This window comes from Mycobacterium sp. (genome assembly GCF_049608025.1).
Classification (GTDB): domain Bacteria; phylum Actinomycetota; class Actinomycetes; order Mycobacteriales; family Mycobacteriaceae; genus Mycobacterium.
Window position 1 is genome coordinate 1 of record NZ_JBMYXC010000007.1, and the last position, 16,804, is coordinate 16,804.

A 16,804-nucleotide genomic window follows, 5' to 3' on the forward strand; every position below is an offset into this window, starting at 1 on the left:
TCTCGCAGACTGCAACGAGCTTCTTGCCATCCCGCACGAAGTACACCGGCACCGTTCGCTCCTTGCCCGTTTTTCTTCCTTTGGTCGTCAGCAACATCGTCTGCATCGCAGGGCCACTGATCGACACTCGGCCACGGCTGGCCCGGATCATGGCGCGGTCCAGGCGCGATCCGAAATGCTTCATGGTCCACGAGAACCAGCGATAGTGACCCAACTGACGCGAGAATCGAAGGTATTGCTCGTACACGATGTTGGTCTCTTGACCAGCCACCGGCCAATGTTCTCGCCGTCGGGCTCGCCACGCTTGCCCATCGCCGCGCTCCGCCTACTTCTTTGGCTGGCCGGACGATGCTTGGAACCGGAACTCGACCACGTCGCCGTCGGCCATTACGTAATCTTTGCCCTCCATCCGCACCTTGCCCGCCGCTTTCGCAGCGGCCATGGAGCCGGCGGCGACGAGGTCGTCGTAGGACACGGTCTCGGCCTTGATGAAGCCCTTCTCGAAGTCCGAATGGATGACGCCGGCGGCCTTCGGCGCAGTGTCCCCCTGGTGAATCGTCCACGCGCGGGCCTCTTTCGGGCCTGCGGTGAGGTAGGTCTGCAGCTTGAGCGTGTGAAAACCTGCCCTCGCCAACCCATCCAGCCCACGCTCGGCCTGACCGATCGACTCGAGCAGTTCGGCGGCCGACTCCTCGTCTAACTCTTGGAGTTCTGCTTCGATCTTGGCGTCCAGGAAAACGGCGTCAGCCGGTGTGACAAGGTCACGCAACTCGGCCAGCCGTGCCGAATCGGTGAGCACCGACTCGTCGGCGTTGAACACGTAGAGGAATGGCTTGGAGGTCATCAGGTTCAGTTCGCGAAGCAACGACACGTCCATCCGGGCGGAGAACAGGGTCCTGCCGCTGTCGAGCACTTGCTGGGCGGCGGTCGCCGCGTCGAGCACCGGCTTTCGGTCCTTGTGGGTGCGGGCCTCTTTCTCCAGCCGCGGCAGCGCCCGTTCCAGCGTCTGCATGTCGGCGAGGATCAACTCGGTCTCGATGATCTCGATATCGGACTTGGGATCTACCCGACCGTCGACGTGGACGACGTCGTCATCGGCGAAGACCCGCACCACTTGGCATATGGCGTCGCTCTCGCGGATGTTGGCCAGGAACTTGTTGCCCAGGCCGGCGCCCTCCGACGCCCCTTTGACGATGCCGGCGATGTCGACGAAAGTCACCGGCGCGGGTACCACTTTCTCGGAGCCGAAGATCCTGGCGAGCTCGCCAAGCCGGGAGTCGGGGAGCGCCACCACCCCTTCGTTCGGCTCGATAGTCGCGAACGGGTAGTTGGCGGCCAACACGTCGTTACGCGTCAGCGCATTGAACAAGGTCGACTTTCCGACGTTCGGCAGTCCGACGATTCCCAGATTCAGGCCCACGGACTGCAGAGTCTAGGAGAAGTGATCGGCACGCCACTCTGCGCTGGCGGTCTCTGGCTCTTCGAGCCGGTACGGTCGACCTGTGTCTGGACAGAGCGCGCGGCCGTCAATACCGGCTGATCACCGCTCAGCACACCCCGGCATCGCTGGAATTCCCTGGTGGGGCGCAGTCCTGGTCGCCGTCGTCGCGTCCGCGATCGGTTTCGCTATCGATATCAGCTCGGGCGGCAAGGAACTGACCGGGGTCTTTTCCGCGTTTTATGCTCTCGGCTGCCTGGCGGCGGTGCTTGCGGTGCGCCAAGGCGCGGTGTTCACCGCGGCTATCCAGCCGCCACTACTCCTGTTCGTCATGGTGCCCGGGGCCTACTACGTGATGCACAGCTCCGATATCCATGGCATCAAGGACATGCTGATCAACTGCGGTTACCCCTTGATCGAGCGGTTTCCGCTGATGTTCTTCACCTCGGCGGCAGTACTGCTGCTCGCCATCGCCCGCTGGTATGTGGGCGCGTCGTCCGGGCGCGGCGCCGCTGCCCCGGAAGAAAAGCCCGCTGCCGGCGGTCTGCTTGCCGCGAAGTTGGCGTCACTGCTGGGCAGGGCTTCAACCTCGGATGCCGCCGGACGGAAGCCACGACGCCATTCGGTCGACCGGACACCCCGCGGCGCGACGAATGCTGCTACCGACCGGGCAGCACCCGGCGCTCGGCCCGCCAGGCGAGCCGGCGCCCCGTCCCGGTCTCGGCATGCGCGTCCGCCCGGCACGGAGAGCATCGACCCGATCGTGGATATCGATCGTCCCCGCCGGCACCGACCCCGGCCTGGCGAGCCCACACCGGCCGGCGAGCCGCGCCGCCGTGCGCGGGCATCGTCAGAAAGAGATCCCCGCCGGGCTGTCCCGCCGGGCGGACGCCGCGCAACCCCGCCAGGCGAACGCCGGGCAGCCCGCGACCGGGCCGAGCGCCGCGAGCGTCCACAACCCCGCCGGCACCGTGACGACTACCGGCCCGACAACTACGAACCCGAGGACTACCGGACCGACAGCTACCGGCCGGACGACTACCGGCCCGACAACTACGAACCCCGGGAACGGCACCGTCCGACCGGAGGGGACTCGCATCACCCGGTCTCTCGGGTGCGCTACCGCGGCCCGGACGGCGCCGACGACCAGCCCGAGTACCGAGGCCGGCGGCGCGACCCCCGCGACGCCTGACCCAACCGGCGGGAAGACGACGTCTGAGCTCGACTAACTTCGGGCCGGACGGATCTCCCGAGGCAGGGCGAACACCAACGTCTCGTTGGCCGTGGTGACCGGCTGCACGACCCCGAAGCCAGACTCGGCCAACCGCTCCAACACCCCCCGCACCAACACTTCGGGGACCGACGCGCCAGAGGTCACACCGACGGTGGTCACGCCGTCGAGCCACTCGGGGTCGATGTCGCCCGCGTAGTCCACCAGGTACGACGCGTCAGACCCCGCGCCCAGCGCGACCTCGACCAGCCGGACCGAGTTGGACGAGTTCTGCGAGCCGACCACGATCACCAACTGGCATTCGGGCGCCATCGCCTTGACCGCGACCTGACGGTTCTGGGTGGCGTAGCAGATGTCGTCGCTGGGCGGGTCCTGCAGCGTCGGGAAGCGCTCCCGCAGCCGCCGCACAGTCTCCATGGTCTCGTCGACACTCAGCGTGGTCTGGGACAGCCAGATGATCTTGTTGAGGTCGCGGACGACGACCTTGTCGACGGCTTCGGGTCCGTCCACCAACTGCACGTGGTCGGGGGCCTCGCCCGCCGTGCCGACGACCTCTTCGTGGCCCTCGTGACCGATCAGCAGAATGTCGTAGTCGTCGCGGGCGAACCGCTTGGCCTCGTTGTGCACCTTGGTCACCAACGGGCAAGTGGCGTCGATGACCTGCAGGTCACGCTCGGCCGCGGTCTGGTGCACGGTCGGTGCGACGCCGTGCGCGGAGAACACCACGATGGCGCCCTCGGGCACCTGGTGGGTCTCATCGACGAAAACCGCACCCGCATGCGCCAGCGTCTCGACGACATGGCGGTTGTGCACGATCTCGTGGCGTACGTAGACCGGAGCGCCGTGCTTCTCCAGTGCGCGCTCAACAGTCTCCACCGCACGGTCGACGCCCGCGCAGTAGCCGCGGGGCTCGGCGAGGAGCACCCGCTTGCCCGGAACTCCCCCGGCGACCGAGCTCGAGGTGCCAGGAATCCCCATGTTGATCGACGTCGGCATGACACTAAGGGTACTGACCCGACAGGCAGACCGCGCAGCCGTAGGCTAAGGGCCATGGCAACAGCACCGTATGGGCTCCGTCTGCTGGTGGGTGCGGCGGTGACCGCTCTCGAGGAAACCCGCAGGCTCCCCCAGACCATCCTCATGTACCCGATGACTGTGGCAAGCCAGATCGCTCAGCTGGTGATGAAAATGCAGCAGGATGTCGCCGATCTGGTCATCAGGGGCGACGAAACTCTCGAGACCATTTTCCCGCCCAAGGACGAGCAACCGGAATGGGCGACGTTCGATGACGAGGTCGACATCGAAACCGACTCCGGCGGTGAGGTGATGGACCCGCCGCCGCGCGACGGTGAGCGCCTGACCGAGGGCCGCTTTGCGCTGTTCAGCGTGGAGCCGGAGGCACCCGACGCCCCGCGGTCAGCGGAGACGGTGGCCGCTGCGGTCTCCGGCGCGACCCCGGAGATCGTCGCGGAGCTGGACTACGAGGAGCTCACACTCGCCCAACTGCGTGCCCGATTGACAACGCTGCGGGTCGCGGACCTGGAGGCCCTGCTCGCCTATGAGGAGTCCGGCAAAGCGCGCGCCCCGTTCCAGACGCTGCTGCACAACAGGATCACCCGCGCGACGGCCAAGTGACCGCAGCCGAGCAGGGCAAGTCCGCGGACAATCCCTGGCCGGTGCGTGCGGTCGCCACCCGCCTCGCCAAATACATCGACCGGCTCGGCACAGTATGGGTCGAAGGCCAGATAACCGAATTGAAGGTGCGCCAGTCCACCGCGTGGATGGTGCTTCGTGACGCTGCAGCCGACATGTCACTGACTGTCAGTTGTCCGCGCGATCTGGTGACCAACGCCCCGGTGCAGCTCGCCGAGGGCACCCAGGTGATCATGCACGGCCGACCGCAGTTCTACACCCGCAACGGGTCATTTACCCTGCGCATCAGCGATATTCGGGCGGTCGGCCTGGGCGAGCTGCTGGCCCGCATTGATCGGTTGCGCCGGCTGCTCGACGCCGAGGGTCTGTTCGATCCCCGGCTGAAGCGGCCAGTCCCGTTCCTGCCCGGAACCATCGGGCTGATCACCGGGCGGGCGTCCGCCGCCGAGCACGACGTCACCGCCCTGGCGATCGGCCGCTGGCCCGCGGTGCGGTTCGCCGTGCGTAATGCGGCAGTGCAGGGACCCAACGCCGTGTCACAGATCGTCGAAGCCCTGCGTGCTCTGGACGCCGATCCGGACGTCGACGTCATCGTCCTCGCCCGTGGTGGTGGCAGCGTCGAGGATCTGCTGCCCTTCTCCGATGAGACGCTGTGCCGGGAGATCGCCAAGTGCACGACACCGATCGTCAGCGCGATCGGCCACGAGCCGGACAGCCCGCTGTGCGATCTCGTCGCTGACCTGCGTGCAGCCACGCCAACCGACGCAGCCAAGCGAATCGTGCCCGACTCCGCTACCGAGCAGGCTCTGGTAGCGGATCTGCGGCGGCGCAGCGCACGCTCGCTGCGCAACTGGGTGACCCGCGAGCAACACACCCTGTCGCAGCTGCGCGGTAGACCGGTGCTGGCCAGACCGCTCGACGCACTCCACGCGCGAGCCGAGGAGATCCACCGCGCGCGGACAGCGGCCCGCCGCGACGTCACACGGCTGCTGGCCACCGAATCCGAACGCATCGGCCACCTGTCGGCGCGGCTGTCGACGCTGGGACCCGCTGCGACGCTGGCCCGCGGCTACGCCGTGGTGCAGACGCGCCCGGCGCACTCCTCTGGCAGCGCGGCCCAGGTACTGCACTCAGTTGCCGACGCACCCGCGGGCACACTGCTGCGGGTGCGAGTGGTCGATGGCGCCATCTCGGCGACCAGCGCGGGGGCTGAGGATGGGTGATACCGGTGATGTGGATGAGGGAGCCCGGCGATGAAGCCTATTAGCGAGCTCGACTACGAGACAGCGCGTGACGAGCTGATCGACGTCGTTCAGCAGCTCGAACACGGCGGACTCGATCTGGATGCGTCGCTGAAGCTGTGGGAAAGAGGCGAACAGCTGGCCAAACGCTGCGAAGACCACTTAGCTGGGGCTCGCAAACGGGTAGAGCAGGCGCTAGCCACCGACGGCGACGGGACCGATTGATTGCCCAGGCAGCGTGATGACCGGCTATCGAAATTGAAACACGTTTCAGTTATTCTCCCCGAATGGGCGATGCATCGTTGACCACTGAACTCGGTCAGGTTCTGGTGACGGGAGGCTCCGGCTTCGTCGGCGCCAACCTGGTGACCGAGTTACTGGACCGCGGACTCGAGGTCCGCTCCTTCGACCGGGCCCCCTCACCGCTGCCCGCGCATCCGCGGCTGGAGGTGTTTCAGGGTGACATCACCGATGTCGACGACGTCGCCGCGGCCGTCACCGATTCCGACACGATCATTCACACCGCAGCCATCATCGACCTGATGGGCGGTGCGTCGGTCACCGAGGAGTACCGGCGGCGCAGCTTCGCCGTCAACGTCACCGGCACCCAGAACCTGGTACACGCCGCCCAGAAGGCTGGGGTCCAAAGGTTCGTCTACACGGCGTCCAACAGCGTGGTCATGGGCGGCCAGCGCATCTCCGGCGGCAACGAAAGTCTGCCGTACACCGAACGTTTCAATGATCTCTACACCGAGACCAAAGTGGCGGCCGAGAAGTTCGTGCTGTCCCAGAACGGCGTTCAGGGCCTGTTGACCTGCTCGATCCGGCCCAGTGGCATCTGGGGTCGCGGCGATCAGACCATGTTTCGCAAGCTGTTCGAAAGTATGCTGGCCGGACACGTCAAGATGCTGGTCGGTAACAGGAACGCCAAGCTCGACAACTCCTACGTGCACAACTTGATCCACGGGTTCATCCTGGCCGCCCAACATCTGGTCCCGGGCGGCACTGCTCCCGGACAGGCGTACTTCATCAACGACGGCGAGCCGATCAATATGTTCGAATTCGCGCGTCCGGTAGTCGAGGCGTGCGGCCGGCGCTGGCCCACGCTTCGGGTGCCTGGCCGCCCTGTCTGGTTGGCCATGTCCGGCTGGCAATGGCTGCATTTTCGTTTCGGTCTGCCAAAGCCGTTGCTGGAACCCACTGGGGTGGAACGGGTCTACTTGGACAATTACTTCTCGATCGCCAAGGCCCAGCGCGATCTCGGCTACCAGCCGCTATACACCACCCAGGATGCGCTCGAGCATTGCCTGCCCTACTACGTCGAACTGTTCCACCAGATGGAGGCAGAGTCGGCGCAGGCGGACCCAGCGCCGCCGAAGGACTGAAGGTCGCGTTGCTGCCGGGCGAATTTTCGCCGAGACGAACCTGGGGCCGAGCGTCCAGGTGTTGATCGCCTAGGCTCGACGAGGAACGACTGGCGACCTTTCTACTGCCGAAGGGGGAACGATGCCTGACGGCAACCGGTACCACCTCGCGGCCGCCGACATTTCCGGAGAAGATCGACGAGTCCCCTTCGCGGACTGAATCCGCTTCTCACCCATGTAGTTCCACCGAAAGGATGCGACCGTGCCAGCTGGCAAGCCGAATATTCTCGTGATCTGGGGCGACGACATCGGAATCACCAACCTGAGCTGCTACAGCGACGGCCTGATGGGTTATCGCACCCCGAACATCGATCGGATCGCCGCCGAAGGCATGCGGTTCACCGATTCCTACGGCGAACAGAGTTGCACGGCGGGCAGATCGTCCTTCATCACCGGACAGAGCGTGTACCGCACCGGATTGAGCAAGGTGGGCATGCCCGGGGTGGACATGGGATTGTCGCCGGAGGATCCGACCGTCGCCGCATTGCTCAAACCACTGGGCTACGCGACCGGACAGTTCGGCAAGAACCACTTGGGTGACCTGAACAAGTACCTGCCCACCGCGCACGGCTTCGACGAGTTCTTCGGCAACCTCTATCACCTCAACGCCGAGGAAGAACCCGAACATCCGGAGTACCCCACCGCCGAAGAAGCCCCCAGATTGCGCAAGATGCTGCTACCGCGCGGAGTGATCCACTCCTGGGCCACCGAGGAGCCCTCCGACGAGGTCGACGAGCGGTTCGGGCCGCTGGGCAAACAGCGCGTCGAGGACACCGGCCCGCTGACCAAGAAGCGGATGGAGACCATCGACGACGAGACGACTGACGCGTGTATGGACTTCGTCCGACGACAGCACGAATCCGATACGCCGTTCTTCGTGTGGATGAACACCACGCACATGCACTTCCGGACCCACACCAAGCCGGAAAGCCTCGGGCAGGCCGGCCGCTGGCAGTCGCACTACCACGACACGATGGTCGACCACGACAAGCACGTGGGGCGCCTGCTGGACTACCTCGATGAACTCGGCATCGCCGAGGACACCCTCGTCATCTACTCCACAGATAACGGGCCCCACGCCAACACCTGGCCCGACGGCGCCACCACTCCGTTCCGCAGCGAGAAGAACACCGGCTGGGAGGGCGCGTTCCGGGTACCGGAGATGATCCGTTGGCCCGGAAAAATCGAAGCCGGGGTGGTGTCCAATGAGATCGTCCAGCATCACGACTGGCTTCCGACCTTGCTGGCCGCGGCCGGTGTGCCCGACATCGTCGAAAAACTCAAACAGGGCCACACGATCGACAACCAGACCTATCACGTCCACATCGACGGCTACAACCTGCTGCCTTACCTCACCGGCGAGGTGGAAGAAAGTCCCCGCCGCGGGCTGATCTACTTCTCCGACGACTGCGACGTGCTGGGTATCCGGTTCGAGAACTGGAAGATGGTGTTCATGGAGCAGCGTTGCCAGGGCACCCTGCAGGTGTGGTTCGAACCATTCACCGAGCTGCGAATTCCCAAGCTGTTCAACCTGCGCACCGACCCCTTCGAGCGGGCCGATGTCACGTCGAACACCTATTGGGACTGGTTCCTGGACCGCGACTTCATCGTGTTCTACGGCAATGCGCTGGTGCTGCAGTTCCTGGAGACATTCAAGGAGTTTCCGCCGCGCAGCGAGCCGTCCTCGTTCACCATCACCCACGCGGTCAAGAAGCTCAACAGCTACCTCGAGACGGTGGGTGGCTGACTTGGGAGTCCTCGATTGCTGGCACGACGGTCCTACGAAGTCGGCGATCATCGACTTCGTAGGTCGCGTCACCGCCGAGGGCGGGCCGGATTTCGTGGAGCCGGAAGCGCGCATCGCGGTCTTCGACAACGACGGCACATTGTGGTGCGAGAAGCCGATGTACATCCAGCTGGATTTCCTCATCCGACGCTTCGCCGAGCAGGCTGCCGACGATCCAGCACTACTCGACCGGCCGCCGTATCGTGCCGCGGTCGAGGGCGACCTGAAATGGTTCGGCGACGCGGTGACCAATCACTACCGGGGTGATGACAGTGACCTCAAAGTCCTTATGGCAGCCATATTCTCGGCCCACCAGGACATCACCGTCGAAGAACACGCCGATCGGGTGAAGGCATTCTTCGCCGAGGCGAAGCACCCCACGCTGGGCCGGGCATATACCTCCTGTGGCTACCAGCCGATGATCGAATTGCTGAAGTATCTGGCGGCCAACAGTTTTACCAACTACGTCGCTTCCGGCGGCGGGCGCGACTTCATGCGCCCCATCACGATGGGCATGTACGGCATACCCCCGGAGCGGGTCATCGGCAGCTCGGTGGGCCTGGTTTTTAGCGACGGCCAGCTGCTCACCACCGCGGAGCCGGAGTTCTTCGACGACGGCCCCGTCAAGCCCGTCCGCATCTGGGGCCGGACAGGGCGGCGACCGATCTTGGTCGCCGGGAACTCCAACGGTGACATCGAGATGCTCAAGTATGCCGAGGCCTCGAGTACGCCGTCGCTACAGCTGCTGGTCCGCCACGACGACGCCGACCGCGAGTTCGCCTACACGGCCGGAGCGGAACGGGCGCTGGAACTTGCCTCCCAGTCGGGATGGACCGTCCCCAGCGTGAAGGACGACTGGACGACCGTGTTCGGTGAATGACCCCGACCTGGCGTGGGTGCCGGCACAGACAGCCACCCTCGGGTCCGACGACCACTACCCCGAGGAGGCGCCCGCTCGCGCCGTCACCGTCGATGGATTCTGGATACACACCCGGCAGGTGACCAATACCCAGTTCGCCCAATTCGTCTCCGAAACCGGCTATGTCACCGTCGCGGAGCGTCCACTGAACTCCGGCGATTACCCTGATGCGCCCCCGGAGAACCTACAGCCCGGATCACTGGTGTTCGGGCGCACCGCCGGACCTGTAGACCTGAGACATCTCAACCTCTGGTGGACCTGGACACCCGGCGCATGCTGGAACCACCCGCGGGGCCCGCGCTCCTCTCTGAAGAACCGTGATCACCATCCGGTGGTACACGTCGCTTTCGAAGATGCTGCGGCGTATGCAGATTGGGCGAAATCCGATCTGCCCACCGAAGCGGAGTGGGAGGTCGCCGCGCGAGGCGGCCTACCGCACAGTACCTACGCCTGGGGCGACGATCCCGAGCTTCCCGGGCAGCGGCTGGCGAATTATTGGCACGGCGAGTTTCCGTATCTGCCCGACACCGGGTACGGACAGACGGCGCCCGTCGGCAGTTTTCCGGCCAACGGCTACGGATTGTTCGACATGGCGGGCAACGTCTGGGAGTGGACGCTGGACTGGTACAAGGACACTCCCGACTCCGGCGGCTGCTGTGCGGCCGACAGCATCGATCCGCGGCAGGCACAGTTTCAGGTGCCGCGCAGGGTGGTCAAAGGTGGGTCCTTCCTGTGCGCGGACAGCTACTGTATGAGATACCGTCCCGCCGCGCGCCGACCGCAGCCTATCGATACCGGCATGAGCCACATAGGTTTTCGCTGTGTCAAGCGCTGAGAGCCAGCGAGGGCTATTGCACTTTAGGTCTCCGGATGTGCCATTGGAGCACGTTCGAACTCCACCATCGAAGGGCTAATCGGATGATCAACAGCAACGCGCCGACACCCGGCGCCGCCTCAACGGGTCGACAATCGTCATGAAGCTGGTCGAACAGCAATGAGCTTCGCGGGTAAGCAGGCAATCGTCACCGGCGCCGGCTCGGGCATAGGAGCGGCACTGTGCCGTGCGCTGGATCTGGCGGGCGCGCACGTCATGTGCACCGACATCGACGTGGACGCCGCCCAGGCAACCGCTGGGCGGCTCGGCCCACGGGTCCGAGCGGCGCACCTGGACGTTACCGACGCCGGCGCGGTGCAGGCCGCGGTAGACGAGGTGGTGGCGCGCGCCGGGCGCCTGGATTTGATGTTCAACAACGCCGGGATCGTCTGGGGTGGTGACACGGAATTGCTCACCCTCGACCAGTGGAACGCGATCATCGATGTCAACGTGCGCGGAGTGGTCCATGGCGTCGCCGCTGCCTATCCGCAGATGCTGGAACAGGGCCACGGCCACATCATCAACACCGCGTCGATGGCCGGCCTCACCGCGGCCGGACAGGTCACCAGCTATGTCGCCACCAAGCACGCCGTTGTGGGTCTGTCCATGGCCCTGCGGTCGGAAGCGGTTCCCCGGGGGGTCGGAGTCCTGGTGGTCTGCCCCGCCGCCGTCGAGACCCCCATCCTGGACAAGGGTGCGGTCGGCGGCTTCGTCGGGCGGGATTACTTCCTGCAGAACCAAGGCGGCCAGCCCTACGACGCAGACAAGCTGGCGCGCGACACCCTCCGCGCGATCGAGCGCAACAAGGCAATTGTCGTTAAACCTGCTGTGGCGCAGGCGCAGTGGCTGCTCGCGCGGGCGGCGCCAGTGCTGATGAACCGCTTGGCGATGCGCTTCGTGGCCGGGCAGCGGTCGCGACAGAGAACGAGATTGCCCTTCGGCGGCGTCGGCTCGGGATAGAGTTGCGCTCGGTGCCGATAGGAGGGCTTGCATGACAACCGCGTTCACCCTCAAACAGCAGCGTGCCCTGGCCGTGGCGACGGTGATCGCTCTGGCTTTCGGAGCCTACTTTCTGCGCGGCTATGTCATTCTGATCGCCATCGCCGCGGTGCTGGCATACCTTTTCTACCCGCTGTACCGACGGTTCCGGGCGAAGATGAGCGTCGGCCTGTCAGCGACCGTGACACTGCTGATCGCGATGGCGACGGTGGCCGTCCCGGTGACCGGTGTCATCGCCCTTGCCGTCGTCCAGATCAGCCAGTTGGTGAACAGCATCGGCCAGTGGGCGGGCCAGACCGATTTCACCGCGCTGGCCCAGCGGTTGCTCAACTCAGCGAACGAACTGCTGGCCCGAGTACCGTTCATGGACACCACGCTCACGGAAGACTCGGTGCGCAACGCGGCGACCAAGGTCGGCCAGAGCGCCGGTGAGTTCGCATTGAGCGCCGCCCGAGACTCGGTGGGCAGTATCGCGGCGATAGTCACCGGATCGATCATCTTTCTCTACGTGTTCGTCGCGCTGCTGACCAACGGACCCAAGGTGTTGGATCTGGTGCGCGATCTCAATCCGCTGGGCGAGGAAGTGTCCGACATCTACCTGACCAAGGTCGGAGCGATGGTCTCGGCGACGGTCAAGGGTCAGTTGATCATCGCCGTGTGCCAGGGGGTGGCCGGCGCGATCTCGGTCTACATCGGCGGTATCCACGACGGCTTCTTCATGTTCGTCATCTTCTTGACCGCGCTGTCGTTCATCCCACTCGGCGGCGGGATAGTGACCATTCCACTCGGTATCGGCATGGCGGTGTTCGGCAACGTGGTGGGCGGCGTGTTTGTCGTGGCGTTCCACCTCTTGGTGGTGACCAACATCGACAACGTGTTGCGCCCGTTCCTGGTGCCCAAGAATGCGCACCTGAACCCAGCCTTGATGCTGCTGTCCGTGTTCGCCGGTCTGACGATGTTCGGCTTCTGGGGGATCGTCCTGGGGCCGGTGCTGATGATCGTCATCGTGACGACCATCAGCGTGTATCTGGCCGTCGACAAGGGCACCGATCTGGACTCGCTCACCGACACCGGCGATGCTCCCTCGGAGGACGAACAACCTTCGATCCCACGGTGGCGCCGCTTGCTGCCCGGGAAGTCGCAGCCCGAACCGGAGAGCAAGCCTGAGCCCGAACCGGCAGCCCCCGCGCCTGCCGCTAAGTCAGACGGGACTTGAGAAACTCGACGACTCGTTTGCGCGCTTCGTAGGCCGGATGGCCCTCCTGCTCGCGAACTTCCAGGGTTAACACGGAGTGCGCCATCCTGCCGAACCCGTGCTCATTGCCTTTCTTCGAGTTGATCTCGATCACTTCGAAAGCATCGCCGAGTCGCGCCTTGAGCGTCTTGAAGCGAGCGCCGGGTGACATCGGGTCCTCGCTGAACCGCAGGCCGAGCGCGCACAGTCCCTCGTCGGCGGCTCGACGTTCGACGATTTCCAACTCCGCATCGGACAGTCCGGGGTCGGCTTTCTGTTTCGCCGTCAGGCCTATCGGCAGCGACGGCTGGCTCAGCACCGGGGCCAGCACGCTGTCGTCCACGGCCGCCGCCAGGGCGAAGCCGCCACTCCAGCATTCACCGATCACGCCCACACCCTTGCCCGGAGTCCTCTCGTTGAGATCGCGGGCCAACGCACGCAGGTAGTGGGCAATCGGCCGGTCTGCATTGGTCGCGAACGCGGCGAATTCCTTGGCCACACACCCGCGCAGCATCACCGGCACCGCACCCGGTCTCACCCCGGGCGCTCCAGGCGTGCCGTAGAGCGACGGCACATCCACCGTGAAGCCGTTGTCCACCAGGTGATTCCCCAGTGCCAGCACGCCGGGATGGATGCCCGGCATCTCCGGGATGAGTACGACGCCGGGACCCTGGCCCTTGCTATATACGTCGTAGGTGAAGCCGGCCGCCGAGAACGGCGCCATGGTCCAGCCCGTGAGGTCGGCCTCCGGTGAGGTCATGACTTCTCCTGTGTCGTGCGAATCCTGTGTCTAGCTGACCGGCAGCGGCGACTGGGATTGTGTCGCAGCCGCCAGCGTACGGTACCCGTCGGTACCTGCGGCACCCTTCAGAGCGAGTTGGGCCGGCCCGGACGGGCCGCGCAACTGGGTGGTCCAGACCGGTTCGGCCGGCCTGCCGTCGCGCTCGCCTCCTCGGTAGACGATCCAGGTGATGCCGTTGACATCCTGCGTCCCGATCGGGACCAAGTCCGGGCCGTAGGTAGCGATCAGCTTGTCCTCGTCGGCATTGCTCTGCGTCAGACTCAGGTACTGGCCGCCGGGGGTCAGGTAGCCCACGGTGGAGCTGACCGCACGTACCGACTCCCCGGTTACCGGGTCGGTTCGCCCGCCATCGATTCCGTTGCGGCTGCCCGAGTTGGACCGCCAGCCGTCGGGCAGCGCGGGCAACCGAATGGGGACGTTGAGGGCTTCGGCGTCGGCCTGCAGCGCGGCCGGCGCATCGAAGTCGGGCACCGGACCCGGTCCGGGACCGGTCGGCGCAAACGAGCACATTCCGAGCACCCCGGCGAACATCACACACACCAGCACCAGCGGTGCCAGCGACCAGAACATGTCGCGGCCGTCTTGGAGGAGGCGGGACTTGGCGGGCCGAGGTGCAGGAGCCGGGGATGCGGCGTCCGTTTGCCCCGGATCGGGCGGCGTAGTCATGCCTGCCAGTATCCCAGCTCCCCGCTAATGGGAGAATCTTGCCCATGAGCGCCGCACGTCGTGAAGCCCCTGACCGAAACCTCGCACTCGAACTCGTGCGGGTGACGGAGGCAGGTGCGATGGCCGCCGGGCGTTGGGTCGGCCGGGGTGACAAGGAGGGCGGCGACGGTGCCGCCGTCGACGCGATGCGCCAACTGGTCAACTCGGTATCGATGCGTGGAGTCGTCGTCATCGGCGAGGGCGAGAAGGACAACGCGCCCATGCTCTTCAATGGTGAGGAAGTCGGCAACGGAGACGGCCCCGACTGCGACTTCGCAGTCGATCCGGTCGACGGCACCACCCTGATGAGCAAAGGCATGCCCAACGCCATCTCGGTGTTGGCGGTCGCCGAGCGCGGCGCGATGTTCGACCCCTCAGCGGTTTTCTACATGAACAAGATCGCCGTGGGCCCCGAGGCTGTCGACGTCGTCGACATCACTGCCCCGATCGGCGAGAACATCCGCCGCGTCGCCAAGGCGAGAAACGTGACCGTCGCCGACCTCACGGTGTGTGTTCTGGACCGGCCCCGGCACCTGCAGTTGATGGCCGACGTCCGTGAGGCCGGAGCCCGCATCCGGCTCATCTCCGACGGCGACGTCGCCGGCGCCATCGCGGCGTGCCGCCCGAATTCCGGAACCGATCTTCTCGTCGGCATCGGCGGTACCCCCGAAGGCATCATCACCGCCGCGGCGATCCGCTGCATGGGCGGAGCGATCCAGGCTCAACTCGCCCCAACCGACGACGCCGAGCGGCAAAAGGCTCTCGACCGCGGCCACGATCTCGAACAGGTGCTGCACACAGAGGATCTGGTCTCCGGAGAGAACGTGTTCTTCTCCGCCACCGGTGTCACCGACGGCGACCTGCTCAAGGGCGTGCACTACTACAGCGGCGGGTGCACCACTCAGTCGATCGTGATGCGCTCGAAGTCCGGCACCGTGCGGACCATCGATGCCTACCACCGCCTGGCCAAGCTCAACGAGTACTCCGCAGTCGACTTCATCGGCGACAAATCCGCCGCGCATCCATTGCCGTAACAACCCACACAAGAAGGGCACACATGAGCACCGACGCCGCTGTTCAGAAAGAAGCCGGCGAGTACCGGATCGAGCATGACACCATGGGCGAGGTCCGGGTGCCGATCGATGCGCTGTGGCGCGCACAGACCCAGCGGGCCGTGGAGAACTTCCCGATTTCCGGCCGCGGCCTGGAGCGCACTCAGATCCGCGCGCTCGGACTTCTCAAGGGGGCGTGCGCCCAGGTGAACAAGGACCTGGGGTTGCTTGCACCGGAGAAGGCCGATGCCATCATCGCTGCCGCGGGCGAGATCGCCGACGGCCGCCACGACGATCAGTTCCCGATCGACGTATTCCAGACCGGCTCGGGCACCAGCTCCAACATGAACGCCAACGAGGTCATCGCCAGTATTGCCGCCGGCTTCGATCCCCCGGTTGCCGTGCACCCCAACGACGACGTGAACATGTCCCAGAGCTCGAATGACACCTTCCCGACCGCGACACACATCGCGGCCACCGAAGCCGCTGTGCGGCATCTCATTCCAGGACTTGAGGTGCTCCACGAGTCACTGGCTTCCAAGGCGCGCCAATGGCGCACAGTAGTGAAGTCCGGCCGCACGCATCTGATGGACGCCGTCCCGGTGACACTCGGCCAGGAGTTCAGCGGTTACGCACGCCAGGTGGAGGCCGGAATCGAGCGGGTCAAGGCGACGCTGCCCCGATTGGGTGAGCTCGCCATCGGCGGCACGGCGGTGGGCACCGGCCTCAATGCTCCCGACGGGTTCGGCGCGAAAGTGGTCGACGTGCTCGTCGACCAGACTGGTATCGCCGAATTGCGCACCGCAACAGATTCTTTCGAAGCCCAGGCCGCCCGTGACGGACTGGTCGAAGCGTCCGGCGCGCTGAAGACGATTGCCGTCTCGATGACCAAGATCGCCAACGACGTCCGCTGGATGGGGTCGGGTCCCCTCACCGGGCTTGGTGAAATCCAGTTGCCCGACCTGCAGCCGGGCAGTTCGATCATGCCGGGCAAAGTCAATCCGGTGCTCCCCGAAGCGGTGACGCAGGTCGCCGCCCAGGTGATCGGCAACGATGCCGCCGTCACGGTCGGGGGCCTGTCAGGAGCTTTTGAGCTCAACGTCTACATCCCGATGATGGCCCGCAACGTGTTGGAGTCGTTCACACTGCTGGCCAATGTGTCGAAGTTGTTCGCCGCCAAGTGTATCGACGGCTTGGTGGCCCACGAGCAGCGTCTCCGGGAGCTGGCCGAGTCCTCGCCATCGATCGTCACGCCGCTGAACTCGGCGATCGGCTACGAGGAGGCCGCCAAGGTTGCCAAAGAGGCCCTCAAGGAGCGCAAGACGATTCGCCAGACCGTTATCGACCGGGGCTTGATCGGCGACAAACTCTCCCTGGAGGAACTCGACAAGCGACTCGACGTGCTGGCCATGGCGAAGGTCCGCGACCCACGTTGATGCGATTTGG

17 protein-coding genes are annotated in these 16,804 nt (G+C 65.3%); 12 read left to right on the plus strand and 5 right to left on the minus strand.

Annotated elements, in window-relative coordinates:
- A partial coding sequence (locus ACPGXI_RS03955) for a nitroreductase/quinone reductase family protein (protein WP_526650030.1) occupies nucleotides 1-271 on the minus strand: 271 nt, incomplete at its 3' end.
- Nucleotides 272-325: 54 nt separating this feature from the next.
- Nucleotides 326-1,420, minus strand: a complete 1,095-nt coding sequence (gene ychF, locus ACPGXI_RS03960; protein WP_526650032.1) for a redox-regulated ATPase YchF — start codon at nucleotides 1,418-1,420, stop codon at nucleotides 326-328.
- An 82-nt stretch (nucleotides 1,421-1,502) separates the two neighbouring features.
- On the opposite strand from ychF, the gene ACPGXI_RS03965 reads away from it, so the two are divergent.
- On the plus strand, nucleotides 1,503-2,630 hold the full coding sequence (locus ACPGXI_RS03965; RefSeq protein WP_526650034.1) for a DUF6542 domain-containing protein: 1,128 nt from the start codon (nucleotides 1,503-1,505) through the stop codon (nucleotides 2,628-2,630).
- A 33-nt stretch (nucleotides 2,631-2,663) separates the two neighbouring features.
- Here the strand turns inward: ACPGXI_RS03965 and ACPGXI_RS03970 are convergent, their stop codons facing one another.
- Nucleotides 2,664-3,665 carry a 4-hydroxy-3-methylbut-2-enyl diphosphate reductase gene (locus ACPGXI_RS03970; protein WP_526650036.1) on the minus strand — a complete coding sequence of 334 codons (1,002 nt, stop codon included), beginning with the start codon at nucleotides 3,663-3,665 and terminating at the stop codon, nucleotides 2,664-2,666.
- A 54-nt stretch (nucleotides 3,666-3,719) separates the two neighbouring features.
- On the opposite strand from ACPGXI_RS03970, the gene ACPGXI_RS03975 reads away from it, so the two are divergent.
- The 9 genes from ACPGXI_RS03975 (at nucleotide 3,720) to ACPGXI_RS04015 (ending at nucleotide 12,781) form a co-directional block, all read left to right on the plus strand.
- Nucleotides 3,720-4,304 (plus strand): lipid droplet-associated protein, encoded by a 585-nt coding sequence (locus ACPGXI_RS03975; protein WP_526650038.1) that lies wholly within the window; start codon nucleotides 3,720-3,722, stop codon nucleotides 4,302-4,304.
- Complete coding sequence (xseA, locus tag ACPGXI_RS03980; RefSeq protein ID WP_526650040.1) at nucleotides 4,301-5,545, plus strand: exodeoxyribonuclease VII large subunit; 1,245 nt, start codon at nucleotides 4,301-4,303, stop codon at nucleotides 5,543-5,545. The genes ACPGXI_RS03975 and xseA overlap by 4 nt, the downstream gene beginning before the upstream one ends.
- A 30-nt stretch (nucleotides 5,546-5,575) precedes the next feature.
- Nucleotides 5,576-5,788 carry an exodeoxyribonuclease VII small subunit gene (locus ACPGXI_RS03985; RefSeq protein WP_526650043.1) on the plus strand — a complete coding sequence of 71 codons (213 nt, stop codon included), beginning with the start codon at nucleotides 5,576-5,578 and terminating at the stop codon, nucleotides 5,786-5,788.
- Between the two features lie 62 nt (nucleotides 5,789-5,850).
- A complete protein-coding gene (locus ACPGXI_RS03990) occupies nucleotides 5,851-6,948 on the plus strand; it encodes a 3-beta-hydroxysteroid dehydrogenase (protein ID WP_526650045.1) in 1,098 nt (365 codons plus the stop codon).
- Between the two features lie 241 nt (nucleotides 6,949-7,189).
- Nucleotides 7,190-8,734 (plus strand): arylsulfatase, encoded by a 1,545-nt coding sequence (locus ACPGXI_RS03995; RefSeq protein WP_526650046.1) that lies wholly within the window; start codon nucleotides 7,190-7,192, stop codon nucleotides 8,732-8,734.
- 1 nt (nucleotide 8,735) lies between these two features.
- Complete coding sequence (locus ACPGXI_RS04000) at nucleotides 8,736-9,653, plus strand: HAD family hydrolase (RefSeq protein ID WP_526650214.1); 918 nt, start codon at nucleotides 8,736-8,738, stop codon at nucleotides 9,651-9,653.
- Nucleotides 9,646-10,527: a formylglycine-generating enzyme family protein gene (locus tag ACPGXI_RS04005; RefSeq protein WP_526650048.1), complete on the plus strand. Its 882-nt coding sequence runs from the start codon at nucleotides 9,646-9,648 to the stop codon at nucleotides 10,525-10,527. Before ACPGXI_RS04000 ends, ACPGXI_RS04005 begins: the two co-directional genes overlap by 8 nt.
- A 159-nt stretch (nucleotides 10,528-10,686) precedes the next feature.
- Nucleotides 10,687-11,526, plus strand: a complete 840-nt coding sequence (locus ACPGXI_RS04010) for an SDR family oxidoreductase (protein WP_526650050.1) — start codon at nucleotides 10,687-10,689, stop codon at nucleotides 11,524-11,526.
- A 31-nt stretch (nucleotides 11,527-11,557) separates the two neighbouring features.
- Nucleotides 11,558-12,781, plus strand: a complete 1,224-nt coding sequence (locus ACPGXI_RS04015) for an AI-2E family transporter (protein ID WP_526650052.1) — start codon at nucleotides 11,558-11,560, stop codon at nucleotides 12,779-12,781.
- On the opposite strand, the gene ACPGXI_RS04020 is transcribed toward ACPGXI_RS04015, so the two are convergent.
- Both ACPGXI_RS04020 and ACPGXI_RS04025 read right to left on the minus strand, forming a co-directional pair.
- Nucleotides 12,762-13,559 carry a dienelactone hydrolase family protein gene (locus tag ACPGXI_RS04020; protein WP_526650054.1) on the minus strand — a complete coding sequence of 266 codons (798 nt, stop codon included), beginning with the start codon at nucleotides 13,557-13,559 and terminating at the stop codon, nucleotides 12,762-12,764. The genes ACPGXI_RS04015 and ACPGXI_RS04020 overlap by 20 nt on opposite strands.
- Before the next feature lie 30 nt (nucleotides 13,560-13,589).
- Nucleotides 13,590-14,267, minus strand: coding sequence for a DUF4245 family protein (locus tag ACPGXI_RS04025; RefSeq protein WP_526650056.1), 678 nt, complete (start codon nucleotides 14,265-14,267; stop codon nucleotides 13,590-13,592).
- A 44-nt stretch (nucleotides 14,268-14,311) separates the two neighbouring features.
- Between ACPGXI_RS04025 and glpX the strand changes: the two genes are divergently transcribed.
- A complete protein-coding gene (gene glpX / locus ACPGXI_RS04030) occupies nucleotides 14,312-15,340 on the plus strand; it encodes a class II fructose-bisphosphatase (protein ID WP_526650058.1) in 1,029 nt (342 codons plus the stop codon).
- Between the two features lie 23 nt (nucleotides 15,341-15,363).
- Entirely contained in the window at nucleotides 15,364-16,794 is a 1,431-nt protein-coding gene (locus tag ACPGXI_RS04035; protein WP_526650060.1) for a class II fumarate hydratase, read from the plus strand.
- Nucleotides 16,795-16,804: the final 10 nt, after the last annotated feature.

What these genes read in the sequence shown, in the direction of transcription:
- ACPGXI_RS03970 (WP_526650036.1), bottom strand. Translation starts at nt 3,665, where the DNA reads ATGCCGACGTCGATCAACATGGGGATTCCTGGCACCTCGAGCTCGGTC.
- ACPGXI_RS03975 (WP_526650038.1), top strand. Translation starts at nt 3,720, where the DNA reads ATGGCAACAGCACCGTATGGGCTCCGTCTGCTGGTGGGTGCGGCGGTG.
- ACPGXI_RS03985 (WP_526650043.1), top strand. Translation starts at nt 5,576, where the DNA reads ATGAAGCCTATTAGCGAGCTCGACTACGAGACAGCGCGTGACGAGCTG.
- ACPGXI_RS03990 (WP_526650045.1), top strand. Translation starts at nt 5,851, where the DNA reads ATGGGCGATGCATCGTTGACCACTGAACTCGGTCAGGTTCTGGTGACG.
- ACPGXI_RS04010 (WP_526650050.1), top strand. Translation starts at nt 10,687, where the DNA reads ATGAGCTTCGCGGGTAAGCAGGCAATCGTCACCGGCGCCGGCTCGGGC.
- ACPGXI_RS04015 (WP_526650052.1), top strand. Translation starts at nt 11,558, where the DNA reads ATGACAACCGCGTTCACCCTCAAACAGCAGCGTGCCCTGGCCGTGGCG.
- ACPGXI_RS04020 (WP_526650054.1), bottom strand. Translation starts at nt 13,559, where the DNA reads ATGACCTCACCGGAGGCCGACCTCACGGGCTGGACCATGGCGCCGTTC.
- ACPGXI_RS04025 (WP_526650056.1), bottom strand. Translation starts at nt 14,267, where the DNA reads ATGACTACGCCGCCCGATCCGGGGCAAACGGACGCCGCATCCCCGGCT.
- glpX (WP_526650058.1), top strand. Translation starts at nt 14,312, where the DNA reads ATGAGCGCCGCACGTCGTGAAGCCCCTGACCGAAACCTCGCACTCGAA.
- ACPGXI_RS04035 (WP_526650060.1), top strand. Translation starts at nt 15,364, where the DNA reads ATGAGCACCGACGCCGCTGTTCAGAAAGAAGCCGGCGAGTACCGGATC.